Annotated in this window: 15 protein-coding genes and 1 pseudogene; 1 reads left to right on the top strand and 15 read right to left on the bottom strand. The window is 40.1% G+C overall.

Going from position 1 to position 18,137, the window contains the following annotated elements:
• Window positions 1-164 precede the first annotated feature (164 nt).
• The 6 genes from GC101_RS28245 to GC101_RS28220 form a co-directional block, all read right to left on the bottom strand.
• Window positions 165-3,230, bottom strand: a complete 3,066-nt coding sequence (locus tag GC101_RS28245) for a glycoside hydrolase family 3 N-terminal domain-containing protein (protein WP_171720046.1) — start codon at window positions 3,228-3,230, stop codon at window positions 165-167.
• Window positions 3,231-3,262: 32 nt separating this feature from the next.
• On the bottom strand, window positions 3,263-3,835 hold the full coding sequence (locus GC101_RS28240) for a hypothetical protein (RefSeq protein WP_171720045.1): 573 nt from the start codon (window positions 3,833-3,835) through the stop codon (window positions 3,263-3,265).
• A 727-nt stretch (window positions 3,836-4,562) separates the two neighbouring features.
• A complete protein-coding gene (gene panB, locus GC101_RS28235) occupies window positions 4,563-5,396 on the bottom strand; it encodes a 3-methyl-2-oxobutanoate hydroxymethyltransferase (protein ID WP_171720044.1) in 834 nt (277 codons plus the stop codon).
• Between the two features lie 37 nt (window positions 5,397-5,433).
• Window positions 5,434-6,216, bottom strand: a complete 783-nt coding sequence (locus tag GC101_RS28230; RefSeq protein ID WP_171720043.1) for an AraC family ligand binding domain-containing protein — start codon at window positions 6,214-6,216, stop codon at window positions 5,434-5,436.
• Window positions 6,217-6,232: 16 nt separating this feature from the next.
• On the bottom strand, window positions 6,233-6,808 hold the full coding sequence (locus tag GC101_RS28225) for a LysE family transporter (RefSeq protein ID WP_171720042.1): 576 nt from the start codon (window positions 6,806-6,808) through the stop codon (window positions 6,233-6,235).
• Window positions 6,809-6,923: 115 nt separating this feature from the next.
• A complete protein-coding gene (locus GC101_RS28220; RefSeq protein WP_171720041.1) occupies window positions 6,924-7,448 on the bottom strand; it encodes a TetR/AcrR family transcriptional regulator in 525 nt (174 codons plus the stop codon).
• Between the two features lie 198 nt (window positions 7,449-7,646).
• Between GC101_RS28220 and GC101_RS28215 the strand changes: the two genes are divergently transcribed.
• A complete protein-coding gene (locus tag GC101_RS28215) occupies window positions 7,647-8,693 on the top strand; it encodes a 2-dehydropantoate 2-reductase N-terminal domain-containing protein (RefSeq protein ID WP_216626774.1) in 1,047 nt (348 codons plus the stop codon).
• A 136-nt stretch (window positions 8,694-8,829) separates the two neighbouring features.
• Here the strand turns inward: GC101_RS28215 and GC101_RS28210 are convergent.
• The 9 genes and pseudogenes from GC101_RS28210 to GC101_RS28175 form a co-directional block, all read right to left on the bottom strand.
• Window positions 8,830-9,516 (bottom strand): annotated as a pseudogene (locus GC101_RS28210) (family 1 glycosylhydrolase); the annotation flags it as partial.
• 77 nt (window positions 9,517-9,593) lie between these two features.
• Window positions 9,594-9,851, bottom strand: a complete 258-nt coding sequence (locus GC101_RS36985; protein WP_425497168.1) for a glycosyl hydrolase family 95 catalytic domain-containing protein — start codon at window positions 9,849-9,851, stop codon at window positions 9,594-9,596.
• Window positions 9,805-10,068, bottom strand: a complete 264-nt coding sequence (locus GC101_RS28205) for a glycosyl hydrolase family 95 catalytic domain-containing protein (protein ID WP_171720039.1) — start codon at window positions 10,066-10,068, stop codon at window positions 9,805-9,807. The genes GC101_RS36985 and GC101_RS28205 overlap by 47 nt, the downstream gene beginning before the upstream one ends.
• Before the next feature lie 258 nt (window positions 10,069-10,326).
• On the bottom strand, window positions 10,327-11,910 hold the full coding sequence (locus tag GC101_RS28200) for a glycoside hydrolase family 43 protein (RefSeq protein WP_171720038.1): 1,584 nt from the start codon (window positions 11,908-11,910) through the stop codon (window positions 10,327-10,329).
• Between the two features lie 43 nt (window positions 11,911-11,953).
• Entirely contained in the window at window positions 11,954-12,712 is a 759-nt protein-coding gene (locus GC101_RS28195; RefSeq protein ID WP_171720037.1) for a response regulator transcription factor, read from the bottom strand.
• On the bottom strand, window positions 12,709-14,541 hold the full coding sequence (locus tag GC101_RS28190; RefSeq protein ID WP_171720036.1) for a cache domain-containing sensor histidine kinase: 1,833 nt from the start codon (window positions 14,539-14,541) through the stop codon (window positions 12,709-12,711). The genes GC101_RS28195 and GC101_RS28190 overlap by 4 nt, the downstream gene beginning before the upstream one ends.
• Before the next feature lie 59 nt (window positions 14,542-14,600).
• Entirely contained in the window at window positions 14,601-15,326 is a 726-nt protein-coding gene (locus GC101_RS28185) for a carbohydrate ABC transporter permease (RefSeq protein WP_343049836.1), read from the bottom strand.
• A gap of 142 nt (window positions 15,327-15,468) precedes the next feature.
• The gene (locus GC101_RS28180; protein WP_171720034.1) at window positions 15,469-16,380 is read right to left on the bottom strand and encodes an ABC transporter permease; all 912 of its coding nucleotides are present in this window, start codon (window positions 16,378-16,380) and stop codon (window positions 15,469-15,471) included.
• 106 nt (window positions 16,381-16,486) lie between these two features.
• On the bottom strand, window positions 16,487-18,088 hold the full coding sequence (locus tag GC101_RS28175; protein ID WP_246354550.1) for a type 2 periplasmic-binding domain-containing protein: 1,602 nt from the start codon (window positions 18,086-18,088) through the stop codon (window positions 16,487-16,489).
• Window positions 18,089-18,137 lie beyond the last annotated feature (49 nt).

Here is an 18,137-nt window from a genome sequence, read left to right as displayed (position 1 = left end):
TCTTTATTTCAACCATTCCGCCAGCGGTATTCAACTTAATTGCCCGTCTACAAATTGAATATCCTGTTTCTTTGGCAAAACCACTCATTAAATGTACACAGGCTGCAAATCACCGATGTGAATTACAGCCTGTGGTTTTAATTTATTCTTTTAAGGACTTACAGCTACATTAAAAATGCTTTTTGAAGGAGCGGCAGGACAACTATAAAGAATACAATGGCGATAGTAACAAAGGCAAGACCTAATACTATCCAAAGGATACGTTTCGCCTTTTTGCTCATTCTCTTACGATTTGCATATTGCTCATCAGTCATTCTTACTTTTTTCACTACTGAAATTATTCCGAATAGAATACCTATAGCCACTAAAAAGTCAAATACATAAAGAATGATTTTGTAAACAGGAGTACCTGCTTTATAGTCAGAACCGTGTTCAAAGCCGTTCATAGCCAGACTATTTACCGTATTATACAACACATTGTGTGCTGCCTCTCTAAGCTCGTATCTGCTCCAATCCTGTTTTGCATCCGAAAGTGTGTTTGCAGCAGTAGCAAGTACTAAATCCATACCTGCAGAGAGCATCATGTCAACAGATCCACCAGTTTGACCGCTTAAGTAGTCTGTTATTGCAACACCCTTGAAGCCCCACTCCCCTCTTAAAACATCTGTAAGAAGGTTATAATGTCCACTTGTCATTTTGGTCCCGATACGGTTGAGTGCTGTCATAACACCGTGGGCATCCGCTCTCTCTACCGCATACTGGAATGGCTTGAGATATATTTCCCGGACTGCTTGTTCGTTTGACCATGTCGCTACATGACCATTAGCAGCACGATTTGTTTCTTGATCATTGAGTGCAAAATGTTTCAGGTATACATAGACTCCCTTAGATTGAACGCCACCAACTTCAGCTACCGCTATTTTTCCTGAAAGAATGCTATCTTCTGAGAAATATTCAAAGTTTCTTCCAGAGAAAGGCGTTCTATGGGTATTAACTGCTGGCGCATACCAACCACTTGTCTTTGTACTAATACCATCTTCACCGATGAGTTTCCCCATCTGCTCAGCAAGTTCCACATTCCAGGTAGCCGCCAGAACAATTTCAGCCGGGAATGAGAAACTACTTTCTCCAGAGATAAAGTTAGCAATCCCGGAGGGTCCATCGTATTCAAATGTCTTAGGTTTGTTGATACTAAGTATTTCTGATGTACCATAACCGCCCTTTCCAAATAAAGAGTGCATTTCAGAAAGTTTCATTTGATTAAGCAGATCATCCCACAAAGGATCGTTATAATCCTTACCTCGTAAATCAACTAATTCCAAACCGTTGTCTGCTCCATAGGTATAAGTTGAAGATTCCGGATAACTGTTGCCCTCAGGAACTCCCGAAGCAGCTCTACCCGTCTCCTTCAAAGCAGCTAATGTATTCTCATCTACAGTTATAGTACCAACAGTACCTGCTGCGTCTGTAACATTAGATACCCCTTGCATGGTTCCGGTAGCATAGGTCAGAGCTCCGTTATCCATCATTTCCCAATCACTTCTGGTGAGATAGGTATAATCGCTAATGACACTATCATCAAATTTATTAGTAATCGTACCACCTGAGGCGGATTTGTCTAGCTTAGTAAAATCATTCACTGTGTATGTGCCAACCATGGCAGCATTACCAGCTTGTGTCATTCCGTTATCCGTTGTGTATTGTTTGGCAGCAAGAATATTATTCACCCCAGCATGTGCATCAGGAGCTGCTGTGATATGATATTCACCGTCTTCTAGAATATATGTTTTTGCTCCCTTCGCATCATAGGATTCCATTTCTTCTTTGCCAAAGGATATTTCTATTGTTTCGGATTGGCCCGCTTCAATCAGTCCTGTTTTCGCAAATTCAACAAGATTTACAGAGGCCTTTTCGATTCCGTTCTCTTTATCATAATCAGTGTAGGGCGATTGATAATAAATCCCTACAACATCCTTACCTGCAACTTTCCCTGTATTGGTTACTGTTACTTTTACAGTGACATCTTCCCCATTCGGGGTAACACTGTAATCGCTCCATTGGAAATCTGTATAGCTTAATCCATAACCAAACGGATACTTTACAGTTGAATCATAATTATAATCTCCTACGTTTTCCGTCCCCATGACAACATCTTCATATCTGGTCTCATAGTATTTATAGCCGACATAAATACCTTCTCCATAGTTCACATAGGAATAATCTGTAAGCTTACCACTTGCATCAGCGTAACGATAATCACCGAAGTTCTGCATAGCAGGAGAAGAGAAATTATCGTATACATAGGTATCAACCAATCTGCCGGATGGATTGATTTCACCTGATAGAACTTTACCCATTGCATTGATACCAGTAGCGCCTGTTCCTGCTACCCAAAGGCAAGCATCAACTCCGAATTCTTCCTGATCCGCAAAACCAAGTTCCATAGCACCGGAACTGTTAATAATAACTACTGTCTTTTCAAACCCTGCATCTTTAATCGCTTTCAACAAGTCACGTTCGTTGGAATCAAGTTCAAGATAACTCTCGTCTGCAGAGCCTTCATGTCTTGACATCTCTGTAGGTAAGTCACCACCTTCACCGCCTCCACGTGAGAAGATAACCACCGCTGCATCTTGATAAGCTGAATAACTATCTTTGACTTCTTGTGTGAATTCTGCTTGAGGAACTTCATCGACTTTCCACTCACCTTTTGCGGTACCATCACTTGCCGCAGTACCAATACCTCGCTCATGTCCGGAGTTTGCATAGAAATTTAATAGGGTTTCATTAATTTCAAAACCCGCACCACTGATGGACTTACTCCATGAATTATCCAAAGCTTCACTAACCTCACCGGAACCGGAACCGGACGCTGCCCCAATTGAAGAAGACAGTCCAAACAAACTGATTTTTGAACCGGATTGTAAAGGCAATACATCATCATTCTTTAATAATACGGTACCTTCCCCAACAATCTGTTCAGCAAGTGCCTGCTGTGCTTTCCGTAATTCATCAGTGGAACTATAATCACTCTTATAGTACTCTGTGTCCACTTCGGAAGTACCAGAGGAAGTAACACCTTCCCCAATTGTTCCCATAAATTCGCCTAAAGCCTTATCCCAATAAATAGCCACACTATTTAGCGCAACGACTGCACATAAAATAACAATATATATACTAGACCATACGATCAGATAAGACTTTTTTTTCATCCGTTTTTTACTTGACACAGAATAATCCTCCTTTTGCTAATTCGTTTGCATTATTCATCATCAGAGCTAGTTGCTTCAGCAAAAGTAAATGTAGCATTGTCGGTATCAACTGTCATTGCTACATCTTTGGCTTCGCTCTCAGCATAGTACGGTGATGAGAAGAATTTCGAAGGTTCAATACTTACACCTTCCGCTTTTTGCACTGTTGCGCCTTCGGAAGCCTTGCCGTCAGAGTTCGTTTTGCCAGCTTCTTGTAGCTGTCCCCAGTCCTCATTGAATTCAACATCAGTCGGCACTTTCAAAGTCACCGCAGTACCCTCGTTACTGTAACTACCAGTAAACTTATAAGTCAAAGCAACTTTTGCCGTTTCTCCGCTAACAACTTTGGTGTATTCATAATTGCCATCCTTGTTCAGAACTAAAGTGTTTTTCTGCGTTGCATTGACTGCAACCAAATATCCGTTATTAGATAAATTACCTGAAAGTTGCTCAGTCGTATAGTCAATGGAATAAGTACCGGAAATATCTTTACTTCCGCCACCGCAGGCTGCAAGTCCTAGAGCCAAAGTTGCAATCATCACAATTGCCATAAAACGCGTTTTTAAACCCTTTATATTTTTCATATAAATCCTCCGTGTTTTTGAATTTTTAAGGAACAGTAAAACCATTTGTTAACCGCTTACATCATTGCCTATCTTTGATTACGAATCACAAACAAAAGCATATCGAAAAATATTGTATTACTTAAATTTTCCCCTTTTTTCATACGCATCATTAACTTCCACCTTACAGGTTATTACCTTTCAGTTTATTACATACTTTCCTCCCTTTCACCATCTCCTGTAATTGATTTCATGAAATGAATCTCCTTTATTACATAATCGAATTTATCACACTAGTGCACATATACATATCAACTAAAAGTTTAAGGGTATAGACTTTTAGTTGATATGAGATAAAAATCTACGTAAAGGTGAATATGATAGATGAACAAGAGCTTATCCAAGCTCTGTTTCTAGCCAAAAGAATACATCCCTATAGTTATTTCCATAAATCAAACTAAACAATATTTAACTTTTCCCCTCAAATAATTCATTTTGATTCTCCACAGCAGGTTAACTATCAGCCTGAATTTCGCTGATTTCACAGTTCTGGAAAATGGTGGATCAACGAATTTTATATTGATCGCGTTGATTCAATTATCTCCTTAAATTCTAGGTTGAATTGTTTCATTCAGATAAAACTGAACCTTATACATATTGCTAAGAATGAGTCCTTCATTCTAAATACAAAAAAAATCGCTAAATTAGCGATTTTAAAAACAAATATAATATGTCACTGCAGATGAATTCATTGTCTTCCATAGAGTGCATTCAGTTCTTCTTCCTTCATCGTAAAGGAGTGTCTCTCTTCAGGAAACTGACTAGTTCTCACATCAACAGCATATGCTTTAATAGCGTCTAATATTTGATTATCTATTGATTGATACTGTTTTACAAACTTAGCAACTCTCTCAACACCATAGCCTAGTATATCATGGTAGACAAGAACCTGAGCATCTACATCTGCACCTGCACCTATACCTATGACCGGAATCGAAAGGACTTGGGATACTTCCGCTGCGAGTTGTCTGGGTACACATTCCAAAAGAAGAGCAAATGCCCCTGCAGCTTCACATTTTTTAGCATCTTCCAGTAGTTTCTTAGCTGCTACTGCATCTTTTCCCTGGACCTTATATCCTCCTAAGATGCCGACTGTTTGCGGGGTTAAGCCAAGATGCGCGCAACTAGGAATCCCCGCACTCGTCAGGGCTGCAATATGTTCGATAACGTCATCGGCACCTTCAAGTTTCACTGCATGGGCACCGGCTTCCTGAATCAATTTCCCGGCATTAAGTAATGTATCTTTAACCGATAAATGATAGGTTAAGAAAGGCATATCTGTAATGATAAAGGTCTCTTTTGCTCCTCGTTTGACGGCTCTTGTATGATGAATCATATCTTCTAGTGTAACAGGAATGGTTGAATCGTATCCCAAAACAACCATTCCTAGTGAATCTCCAACTAAAATGACGTCTACGCCCGCTTTCTCTGCAAGTTTTGCAGATGGGTAATCATAGGCAGTAATCATTACAATTTTATCTTGATTTTGTTTCATTTTTAGTAAATCAGTTGTTTGTATCAAGCACGCTTCCTCCTCAAACTGTTGAGTTAGTAGATCATCAGCTTTTTATATGTGACATGTAATCAAATGCGGTTGTCCCATAAACATTCTTAAATAATTTATTTAAATGAGTTAAATCTACAAAACCACACATAGCTACCGCCAAATAAACATCTCCATAGGTTTCAATTATCCTCTTTGCGTAGTCAACCTTTAAATTAAGAAAGTATTGATATGGGGTGATTCCCGTATGCATCTTAAAAAAACGGATGAATTGAAATTTCGAAAGATCAAGTTCATTACATATATCATCGATTCTAAGCATACTTCCCAAGTTCGTTTGATGAATAATATTTTTTGCTCTCCGAATTACAGTGTCATCTCTTCTATAATCTGTAGAGAGATCGGTTTGCATAAGGCTTTCTATTAAAGAAATAAACAAGTCGTAGCATAATGCCTCATCACTTTCATTTGATATAGCGCTAAAAAGACTTAGCACTTTTTGTCTTAGCTTAGAACTGTACACAACAGGTTCTAAAAGACGTACAATATCCTTTTTCTCTAAAAGATCTAAAATCATTTGTGGTTCGATATAAAGCATAATATATTCAAGTCCTATTTTGTCATATGCTCTTCCGTCATGTGTTTGCTCCGGATTAAATAACATAACTCCTTTTGGATAAGATAGCTGTAAGTTGCCCTTTAAATGATAATGTTGAATGCCACGTAATGTTACGCCAATCGCATATTCTTGATGAGAGTGATTTTTGTACTCAAAATCGCTAATCTGTGCTGATAACGCAGTAATACCCGCTGATCTCTTATAGACAAATTTGTCCACGAAACATCCCTCATCTCTATATCCAGATCATTACTGCTGCGTAAACCATAAATAATGCCATAAGGAAATTAACTACTTTCTGATTTCTCTGTAAAAACTCCTTGAAGATTGTACCGAAAAGAACCCATGTTGAAAATGCTAAAAACCCGATTAAGGTTATAACCGCAACACTTATTGAAATTGCTGGTATCGAATCATAATATGGCATAATAAAATTCGGCAAAACCGTCAACGTAAATATGATTACTTTAGGATTTAAGAATTGCATGAAGAAGCCGGATGAAAAAGTACCCGTTTGGTTTGCATCTGATTTAGATGTATTCATTTTTAAGATTTGATACCCCAAATAAAGCATATATAGACTACCAATAATTTGCATATAAATTAATATTTTCGGAATAATTGTGATTAGAGCAGTATTCAAAACAGCAGATACAGCAAGAAGCATGCCAAAAGCAATAGATGCACCGTACGTATATCTCATAGCTTTTTTTGACCCAAAATTATTAACAGTAGATAATATGACAATGTTTGTAGGTCCAGGCGTAAAAGTAACAATAAAACAGTACAATAGGAATGATGCGATATTCACAGTGAGGCCCCCTTCGATGTATTCTTTAAGAATACAGCTAAAGAGTCGATTGAATGTAGTACATTATTGCAGTAATTATTTTATAGATTTCTAAAAATCCTCTTAGAACCTATTTTTAAACATTTATGTTCTCATGACCCAAGGAAAGAATTAGTTTGGCAATCGTTTCCGGACTTTCCGCACCATTTGACTCGAGCCACTGATTAATGACTCCAATAGATCCATAAACCTTGTAAGTGAAAGAATAGTTTGTTGAAAATGCTTCGTTCCAATTTTGTTCAAGCAATGCTCGTAATAAAAAACTATTTTTTCCACTCTCCGAAATTAGGATCTGATACATTGTTTTCTTATCTTGAATAATGTTCAACAAGTTGATCATAGATTCTTCAGAGGTGCAGGGTCTATCTCCTTCTTGCAACGTTTCTTCTAATTCTTTATTAAATTCACTCTGCATGATTTCAAATAATTCAAAAGGATCTTTGTAGTGCAAATAGAAAGTGCCACGGTTGATATCAGCGTGGTTGCATATTTCAGTAACCGTTATTTGAGGTAATTTTTTTGTTTCTAAGAGAATTAGGAAGCTCTCTTTAATGAGATTAATCGTATATTTAGTTCTTCTGTTATTCTTGACTCCAACCATAAGCTCCTCCTTATTCTATCCTTTCAACACAATAGATGTAATTTGTTTACTTCATAACATTCGCAAATGCATTGATGATTGTGATTGTTTAGACGTGTAGATTATACTAACACTACGATATTAAATCAACATATGTTCGCTTAATAGCGGGTTAAAAGTAATAATTTATTTGAAATTTTAAAAGGAGATGAACTACAATTGACAATCACCTCAAATAAAACGAATATTCTTGTAGTAGGCGCAGGAGCAGTAGGTTTCTCAGTAGGCTACCATCTCCACTTATCAGGCGCCGGCATTACCTTTCTTGTACGAAAAGGACGTAAAGCAGCCTTCGATCCTCCTCAGAATCTATATTGTTATGACGATGCTACGTTGAAAGAATTCAACGGCTTTAATGTCATAGAGGATATAGAAGAAGTACAACCTCAGCAGTATTCATTTATTATTATTACATTAGACGGTAATGTGAGCCGATCATCAGAAGGCGCAGCTATGTTATCCCGGATGGGGGATATCGTTCGTAATTCTACAACTACAGTGATTATGAATGCGTTTGGAAGCGGGATTCGTGAGCATTATCTTCAAATCATGAGAATTCCGGAAGACCAGCTGTTAAGAGGAATCCTTGGTACTTTAAGTCATCAGTCCAAGGCTGAGTTGCCTGTGCACGTGCCAACAGACCCCAAACTCATTGCCCAATCCATTGTCTGTTACAAACATCCGGCGAACAAGGTCGGTTTCCAGGTCGAGAATAATAATAAGCCGGCTGCCAAACAATTTGCCGAACTGTACAATGAATCAGGAGTCTCACGTTGTGGTCAGGTAAGTCCGGCTATGTTCAACATTTACTCAAGTATCGGTTTTCCTGTATATGCCGCTTGTGACATCGCAGGTTGGCCGAAATTCTCAGCTGTTATTGCGAATAAAGATCTTTGGCGGCTCGCCTGCCGCGCGCAGGGTGAAATAGCAGCCTTGCCCAAGCATGGTCTGATCGGCAAGATTATGGGTTTAGTGATGGGACCTTACATGACAGCCAAAATACATCTTAAAATGGAACAAGATATGCTGCCGTTAGATTATCAAGCGTTCAATCGTTTTCATCATGGAGGTAAAGTCCGGGCTCAAGATATAGAATCTATACGAAACTCGATTATAGAAGGACAGCTTCAAGGCCGCCAGATGAAGGCATTAAAGCAATTATTTCAACGCCTAATCGAACACGAAGACGCAAATCAAAGTATGTAAATATTGAGAAGAGAGGCCCGTACTTTCAGTACGGGCCTCTTGTAACTACAATTCATTCAATTATTTCGAACCCCAAACAAGTTAACATTGATTAACGTCTGATTCCAGGAACTAAACAAAACGCTTCTATAAACACTTAATTGAACAAATTCATCCCGCAAGTTGAAATAACATCTTTATACCAATAGAACGAATCTTTCCTCAGTCTTTCTAACGTTCCATTTCCATAATCGTCTTGATCCACATATATAAATCCGTATCTTTTAGACATCTGTGAATTGCTGGCACTCACTAAATCTATAGGCCCCCAGCTCGTATAACCTATCAATTCTACTCCTTCATCTATTGCTTCGAGCATTTTAATAAAGTGTTCTTTAAAATAAGCAATTCTATAGTTATCGTGTACTTTACCCTCAATAACTACATCAACTGCTCCAATTCCATTTTCAACGATAAACAACGGCTTTATATATCTGTCATATAGTTCAATTAATGATATTTTGAGTCCAACCGGGTCGATCTGCCATCCCCATTCCGATGAATCCAGGTATGGATTTTTTATGCCAACAATGGTGTTAGCAGCTGTCATTTCCAGTTCACCTGAGAACGAATCAGTTAAAGAGCTGTAATAGCTAAATGAAACAAAATCAACGGTATGCTCTTTGATGATTTGCAGGTCATTTGGCTCCATTTTGATGCTAATTGACTTTCTTCCCATCTGCTGGAGCATTAACTTAGGGTATTCACCAAATACCTGAACATCGGAATAGAAATAATTCGCCAGGTTCTTCTTTAACGTTACTTCCACATCTTTGGGTCTGCATCCCCTCTACGAGTTTCCGAATCCCCCGAGCTTACAAGTGTCAGCAAATTCGAGAGTAAGCCTATGGCGCGGTTGCCCTATTTGAATCTGGCCCATAGGCTGATCTTCCATCCGAGGCTCCATCCCGTTCCTTCATCGCCCCGGATATCCAGTGATTGCTTAGCTGCCTTATACAGCTCCGGATCAATATTCTCTGTAACCGTCCGTCCCGGATATACTCCTGCAAGGTGGGAAAAATGTCGGTAAGGTACATCCTCATAGTCCCCGACCCATTCCTGCAGCTGTCCTTTACTGCCATTCCGAAGGGGTCTTAACCTCTGTAGCCGGTTCGCCAGTAATGAGGTGAAATGAGGTGGAATCCTGATCTACATCCAGCCGCTCTGCGGCCTTAGAGCAGTTGTCAAACAGTTCAAGGATTAATATAAGATCCATAGTGGAAGGCTTAGTCACTTCATGCAGCCCATTATCCGTACGGAACCTGTGCTGCGGGGAAGTGGATGGTGAGGTCACCAGGAAACCTTCATCATCCTCGACCAGCCAATCCAGGCTCACATATTTTGAGTTACAAACTCATTTATGCGAACGAATTTAATATATATTTAGCAGATGCAAGCATTTCTTTGTTACTTTCCGGTGTATCTTTACCTGTAGTTGTAAAGGCGTGAAAGGGCTAATAATGATCCTTTTCGCTGCAGCATCGTTACATATCACACCATAAAAATTCAGACCTACTCACATATAAAAAACACCCTTCCGAATTTAGAATGAAATTCAGAAGGGTTTGTACGCAAATAATATTTTTTTAAAATATTAGGAATGATTAATTGATTGCTCAGTATAGCGGAAATAATCAAAATCTGCATGCTTGCCAGTACCGCTTAAATCCTGAACACAGAGACCTATGAAATTCCCTGTAAATCTTATAAAATTTCCGCCTTCATCTGAAAGATGCAGAATATCCAACTTGGGACCGATGGGCGTCCATTCTCCACCATTTATGGCATAATAACAAGACGCTTCCCGGCCTATGATGACGAATTTCAACTTGCAGCTCTCAGCCTGTTCAATAGAAATCTCCGAATCAGAAAACTCTTCCCATTTCCCATTCACAGAGCGGACGATTCCAATACATTTGCCTAGCCGTTCATCACGGCTTACCCGCAAATATACATAATCTTGAGTGTCGTAGTATAATACCATCCCGGCCATCTGCTGAAAATGATCGGGATGAAACTCCAGTATAGTCTCGGCTTCACAGTTTATCCCTTGCTGGCGCCGGGCGACAAGACTCTGACGATGTTTCGAGTTGAAAGATTCTCTACCACGTAAGCGCAGATAGCCTGGACGCTCCGTCAGAGTAAGCCATGTTTCCTCTGCTGGTAACCTTAGCGTATTCCAATGGATACCCAATTTACTGCTAATGAAATGATCGATATCGGGCTCGGCTGGAAAAGTATGCTCTGCCAAAGAGAACTCTTGAATCCTATGGTTTGGAGCATTGTCCCCTCCTTTAATCCGCAGCCATCCCTCTTCATTCCACTCCATTTTTTGAATAGCTGTTTCACGGCCAAGAATGCAGAAATCATCAGCTACAGGTCTTCCGACCAAATGTACCATAGCCCATTCTCCAGCTTGAGTTTCCACTATACAGCCATGTCCCGCTTTTTGGAGATATAACTCTTTCCGTTTAGAAGAAGTCAAAACCGGGTTTTGTGGGTCAATCTCATAAGGTCCCTCTATACTTTTAGAACGTGCCATCGTTACGGCGTGTTCATAACCGGTACCGCCTTCAGCGGTCAATAAATAATAATATCCATTTCGCTTGTACAGATGTGGTGCCTCAGTTGATTTGATTGGAGTTCCCAGAAAAATATTCTTCCGCTCTCCGATTAGTTTCCGCTGCTGCACACTATATTCCTGAAGTACGATGCCTCCAAATGAATTGTGCTTGGTGCGGTGATCCCATAGCATGTTGACTAGCCATTTCCGTCCATCCTCATCATGGAAAAGCGATGGATCGAATCCGCTGCTATTCAGATAGACTGGATCAGACCATGGACCTTCAATAGACGGAGCCGTGACCAGATAATTATGCGTATCCTTAAACACACCTAACCGGCTTTTCACATCCGTATAAATCAAATAGAAAAGGCCGTTATCATATGTCAAACAAGGTGCCCAAATTCCACATGAATCGGGATCTCCGACCATATTAATCTGTGATTTCTCTGTAAGAACATGAGTAAGTAGCCGCCAGTGCTTCAAATCTCTTGAATGATGAATCTGTACACCTGGAAACCATTCAAATGTTGAGGTCGCGATATAATAATCCTCGTCAACACGAACTATAGATGGATCCGGGTTAAAACCGGTTAGTATTGGATTTTCAATCATGAGGACAACTCCTTTTACATAAGGTATCAGTGTTTAAAAACTTCTAACTATGAGTTTTCCTGTATTCAGTTGGCTTGCACCCGGCTGCTCGTTCAAACACTTTGGAAAAATGGGTTGGATCGCTGTAGCCTACCATCTGGGCAATTTCATAAATTTTCAGATCAGTTTCGGTCAGCAACTCCTTTGTACGTTCCATCCGTACTTGCGTCAAATATTCGAGGTAATTCTGTCCAGTTTTTTCTTTGAAGAGTTGACTTAAATAATTTAGATTCAAATAGAATCGGTTAGACAAATCAGCAAGGCTTATATTATTGTTAAAGTTATCGGCAACGTACTGCTTAATCTCAGTAATAATATCTTTTTTTGAAAAAGAGTCTTTAGCCGGTGGCTGATACTTGGCTAGCAAATCACCGTTAATTCGCTCTTGTTCAATTTCATTGATGATCTGTTTCGTGCATTCTTGAAGTTCATCTTCCTCAATGGGTTTATTCAAATAATATCGCACACCCAGATACATGCCTTTGCGTGCATACTCAAATTCAGCATAACCGCTGAGGATAATGAATTTAGAGGCTACACCTTCCTTTTTCAGCTTTTCAATCATTTCCAGTCCGTCAACTTGCAACATCCGGATATCTGTAATTACGATATGGGGCTGCAAACGACGTACAAGCTCATACCCTTCGTCTCCATCGTAAGCAACCCCAATAACTTCACACTGGGGTAAGTAACGTCGTATAATGACTTTTAATCCATCAATAATCCCCTTTTCGTCATCAACCAAAACTATAGTATAGTTCAACTTAGTTCCCCCTCGATGTCATCCTGAAGTGGAATTCGCATTTCCACCACTGTTCCGGCCTCTTCATCCGAACGTACCCTTAGAACGTAAGTTTCACCGTACTGTAGCCTGAGACGTTCTGCTATATTGTATAGTCCAATCCCGCCGTCAGCATTGCCTTCTTCCGTACTCTGATACATTCCACCTGAATCTGACAAGCACAGAAGTTCATTAATTTCTAATGCCTTATCGGCAGTCATGGAGAACCCATCATCCGTAATTCGAATTATGACATCTCCTGACTCAGTGAGTTCTTCCTCTATCGTAATATGCAGTTGACTTTCGTAATTGTGAAAGCCGTGTTTGATGCTGTTCTCAATGATTGGTTGAAACACAAGTGGAATAATGGAAGTGCATAATACTCTGTCGCTCAAGCGCACATCTAGAACAAATCGGTTATCATAACGGATATTCTGCAGAAATAAAAAATTCGCGGCATATTCTACCTCATGCTTAATTAGATTAGGCTTGTGTTGTTTGCCTAAAGAATGTCTGAACATACGAGCCAAAATCTTGATCATTTCAGCAATGTCATCCTGCTCTTTCACCACGGCCCTCATCCGGATTGATTCTAACGTGTTATAAAGCATATGCGGATTAATTTGCGCTTGTAGAGCAAGAAATTGAGCCTGTTTGCGCTTTAACCCGGCCAAATACACATCCTCAATAAGCTCCTTAATTTTAACAATCATCTTGTTATAGCTCTTAACCAGATTACTGATTTCATCGTTTGCGAGTGGTGTCTGAATAAGGGATGTATAATTGCCAAGCTCCACCTGCTTCATGCTGCGGCGCAGATTCAGCACCGGTTTGGTAATCTTATAGCTGAACAGGATTGATAATAGAGCAATGAAAAACAAGAAAACCATTATAGACCAGATCGTCACATGTTTGATGTTACTGATTGTCGCCAGAAGATTTTTTAATGGAATCTCCGTAATTATCCGCAGTCTCCCTTCATCCGCATCTTTTGACAACACAATATTAGCTTTCCCGGTCCCAGAAAGATCAGCAAAGTATTTGACGGAAATAATGTCCTTCCATGCTGTCTTTCCAGTGGCACCATCAGAATGATATATTAACTCGCCTTCATCATTGGTAATAATCATCTTGATGTTATAGCGGTTACCCAGCATTAAGAAATCCTCATTTAGATTTATCAGATGAGCAGGGTCCATATCTAACAAAATCATACCGGCGTAGGATCCGTTATAGTTACGGAGTATTCTTCCGACCGTAAACGTCGCATCGTCTTTTGATTTGCCATAGTAGCTTTTATCATGCACCGGGGTGATAAAAAGTGCTGTTTCCGATTCCTGAATACGCTTATACCACATCTGCTCCAGTAATCGGTCTGTATTCACCTTATCGGGATCCTTGGTGTAGTGATAAATCGTTCCACCCGCGCTAACGAGCATCACTGTTTCAACCTCTGGGTACTCCATAGACACCCGTCCGAAATACCGTGAGATTATCGTTTGGGTCTCAATTGACTCTTCCATCGTTAATGGATTACGCTTGTTTAGAATACCCATAATATCTGTTTCCAGCAGAACTGCACGCGTCGACCGGTTGTACCGGTCAACGAAATCGTTTAAGTTCGTAGTCGCCTGTGAAATATACATCGAAGCAAATTCCCTCGAAGCATCCTCCACACTTTTTGCAGATAAATGATATATAGTGACGCCAATTACAATGGTAGGAATAATTGAAGCAACGAAATAACTGAACATCAACTTGTTTCGCAGCTTCATTTCCCCGATTCGCCGACGTATGGTGCTAATAATCATGCTGTCTCCCGCCTTCAAATTCAAAATGAAAAGTCAGGGCGACAGGATGAGTTTATAGCTTATCCTTTTACGGAACCCAGCATCGCACCTTTAGTGAAGTACTTTTGTAAGTAAGGGTAAATCATGAGAATCGGAACAATTGCAAAAACGATGGTAACTGCACGAAGCGTTCTGGCGCTGTAGTTCAGTTGCGACATATTGCCCACAATTTGCAGCTCATTGTCACTAGTAATAAACTGTCTTATTTTGATCTGCAGTGGATACCAGTCCGGGTTCTGGATGAACATTAGCGGATGCTGGAATTGGTTCCAAATTGTCACTGCATAGAATAATCCAAGTGTAGCGAGTACGGCCTTGGACAATGGGAGCACAATCTTGAACAGCAAACGGAAGTACCCTGCTCCTTCGACAACAGCAGCTTCCTCAAGCTCACTCGGGAATTCCAGAAAAAAGGTACGCATAATAATTAGATTATAGGCAGTGAGTATATGTGGAATAACAAGCACTAACGGATTGTCATACAGTCCAATATTCTTCATTGTCAAAAAGTAAGGAATAAGCGGAGCTTTAAATACCATTGTAATAACTGCGGCAAGCATAACAACTTTCCCTATCGTAAACTCTTTTTTGGTAAGCGGATAGGCTAACAACGCGGTAATCAATAGACTCAGAATGGTTCCGACAATGGTCGCAATTGCCGTTACTCCGAATGATCTCCATAGGTCAGGCCGGTCAAGCACATATTTCCATGAGTCCAGTGTAAACCCTTTCGGCCAAATCGTCACCTGATTCAGTTCCACCGGAACCCTTGAGCTGAATGAAACAGACAAAACCGAAAGCAGTGGAATTAGAGCAATTACTGATAATATAATTAGAAAGGCAACGATGCATTTCTGAATGACTTTTTCACTAAAGGACATCGACATATTACCATAACCCCCCGCCGGTAACTTTTTTGGAAATCCGGTTGAAAACATACACAAGTACAAAACCGATAATGGCTTGGAACAGACCTACTGCTGTCGCAAAGCTGTACCGCGCTTCCTGAATACCTGACCGATACACATAAGTATCGATAATATCCCCGACGGAATAAGTCATTGGCGTAAGCAAAGTGAAGACTTGATCAAAACCTAAATCAAGGAAACTTCCGAGATTAATTAAGAAAAGCACTAAAGCAGTTGGCAAGAGGAGTGGTAATGTAATATGGCGGATTTGCTTCATTCTGGAAGCACCATCAATTGTGGCTGACTCGTAGATTTGGGGATCCATTGCACTTATAGCTGCCAAATAAATAATTGTCCCCCAACCAGCCTCCCTCCATATGGAGGTAAATACATATATCCATCGAAAATAGCGTTCATCCTGCATAATCAAATTTGGTGCATAACCAAACCAATCCCGCACTGTATTGAATATCCCATTTAATGAAAACATGTCGAAAGCAATACCCGCAATAATTACCCAAGACAAGAAATGGGGAATATAAAGCGCAGTTTGAATCCCTTTCTTCAATAATACCGCCCGAACTTCGTTAATCATAAGAGCCAATATCAGCGGTACCGGAAATATGACAACGACTTTTAAAAAGCCGAGGATCAGCGTATTCGCAAAAATACGGTAAAAATCAGGAGAATCAAATAAAATCTTGAAATGTTTGAATCCTACCCACGGACTATCTGCGATTCCTTTAAATAACGAATAATCTTGAAAAGCTATAATAGATCCTCCGAGAGGAATATAACGTAAAACTATTAAAAAAACCAAACCCGGCAAAGCCATGAGATACAACGGCCAGCATTTTCGTGCATGCTGATAAAATCGACCAGTAGCTTGCATATGGATTCTTCACTCCATCCTGTTTATTTATTCGTTTTAAGAAAGAAATGGGCAATCCGATAGTAACCAAACTGCCCATTCTTCTTAAATTTCTATTTATGTCCGTTTACTTTCCCAGTTTGGCATACCATTCTCTTGCTCTTTTTGTCACCTCTGCCCCACCAGAACTGTTCCATTTATCCACAAACTCATCAAATTTATCGATGGAATAGGTTCCGATAATAATTTTTGTCGCATATTCATACCAGAGCGTATAATTCTTGATATCTGGATAGTCGGTATATACGGTAGAAGGTAAACCGTCACCAGCAATTATTTTTACATACTGTTGAAGATCCTTCATGTTGCGAATGCTTTGTTCAAATTGCCATTTATCGCTTTCTGATGCTGATTCAGTCAGCAATTGCTCTTTGAATTCGATGTTTCCGAATTGATCGTATGGGGTCAGTCGATTTTGCTGAGTACTCTTATCATCAGGTAATTTGGTTTTTTTACCATCTGCCACACTATAATGCATGCCTTCTGCTCCCCAGTAAATGTCCATCCATTTAGATTGGTCAGCAATACCATCGAGGAATTTCAAGCTCGCTTTCAGGTGTTCATCATCCTGTTGAGCACTTACAACCCATTCAGGATTTCCCACTTGCTTAGTAGTAATAAACCCTTGCCCCTCATATCCCGGAGCTTCAAGAACCGGAAGTACCGAGAAGTCTGCCTTCACGCCAGAAGATTGTTCAATGAGACCCAGATGTAAATAGGATGACTCAGCCCATTGGAAATAACTGCCAACTATATTCCCATCAACTTTCCCATCCCAAGCCGCTTTGTCATTAAGAAATGTTTCCTGATCCATCAACTGTTCCTTATAGAGTTTAGCAATAAAAGCAAGAGCATCCTTCATATTTGGAGAAACAGCTGAATATGTTAATTCCCCATTATAAATATCCCAATCCGGATAACCTTCGACCATCGCTACACCATACATGTTGAAGAGGTGATCCATCCACCGGGCATTTTGTCTGCCACCGGTAGGAACCTCATCCGCTATACCATTACCGTTAGGATCTTGTTCTTTAAACGCTTTCAAAACATTTATATATTCGTCTTGAGTCTTTGGAATTTGCAACCCTAATGTGTCCAGCCAGTCCTTGCGGATCATTCCTGTGGTTCTCTCATACCCTTTAATACCTGGAATCCAGTAAATTTTCCCTTCTCCGGTTGGGTCATTCGCCTTGACTACATTCCATACATCCTCTGGGATGAGCTTCCATAGATTAGGTGCATATTCAGGCAACAATTCGGTCAAATCTGCAATAGCACCATTTTTGGCAAGATCGGTTTCATTTCCATTCCAGGGAAGAAATACATTGGGCATTTCCCCAGCAGCAATCTTCATATTGAGAGTGTTCAAGTAGTCCGTGCCGCCATTCCATTCTACATATGGGCTGGTAACACCAACGCCAAGCAAATCAGCGTATTGTTTGTATAACGGACTATCTTTCTCAATTCCCTTATACCCCGTATTTGCCCACCAAACTTCGAGATCGACAAGTTTATCGTCTGTCGCCCCCTGCGTACTTTCTGTATTCGTCGTTTGAGCACTGTTCGTCTGTCCGGCATTTTCATTATTGTTCGACGAGCAGCCAGCAATAATACCTGGCAGCAACGCCGCAATCATGATAGAACCAAAAATTTTCTTTCTGAGCATACTGAAGTTCCCCCTCTGATATTAGTTAATTGGCGCAGAATTTATGTTT

The organism is Paenibacillus phytohabitans, from assembly GCF_013141775.1.
In the GTDB taxonomy this organism is placed as follows: Bacteria; Bacillota; Bacilli; order Paenibacillales; family Paenibacillaceae; genus Paenibacillus_AQ; species Paenibacillus_AQ phytohabitans.
The sequence above is the reverse complement of the archived record's forward strand: the minus strand, read 5'-3'. Positions and strand labels throughout refer to the sequence as shown.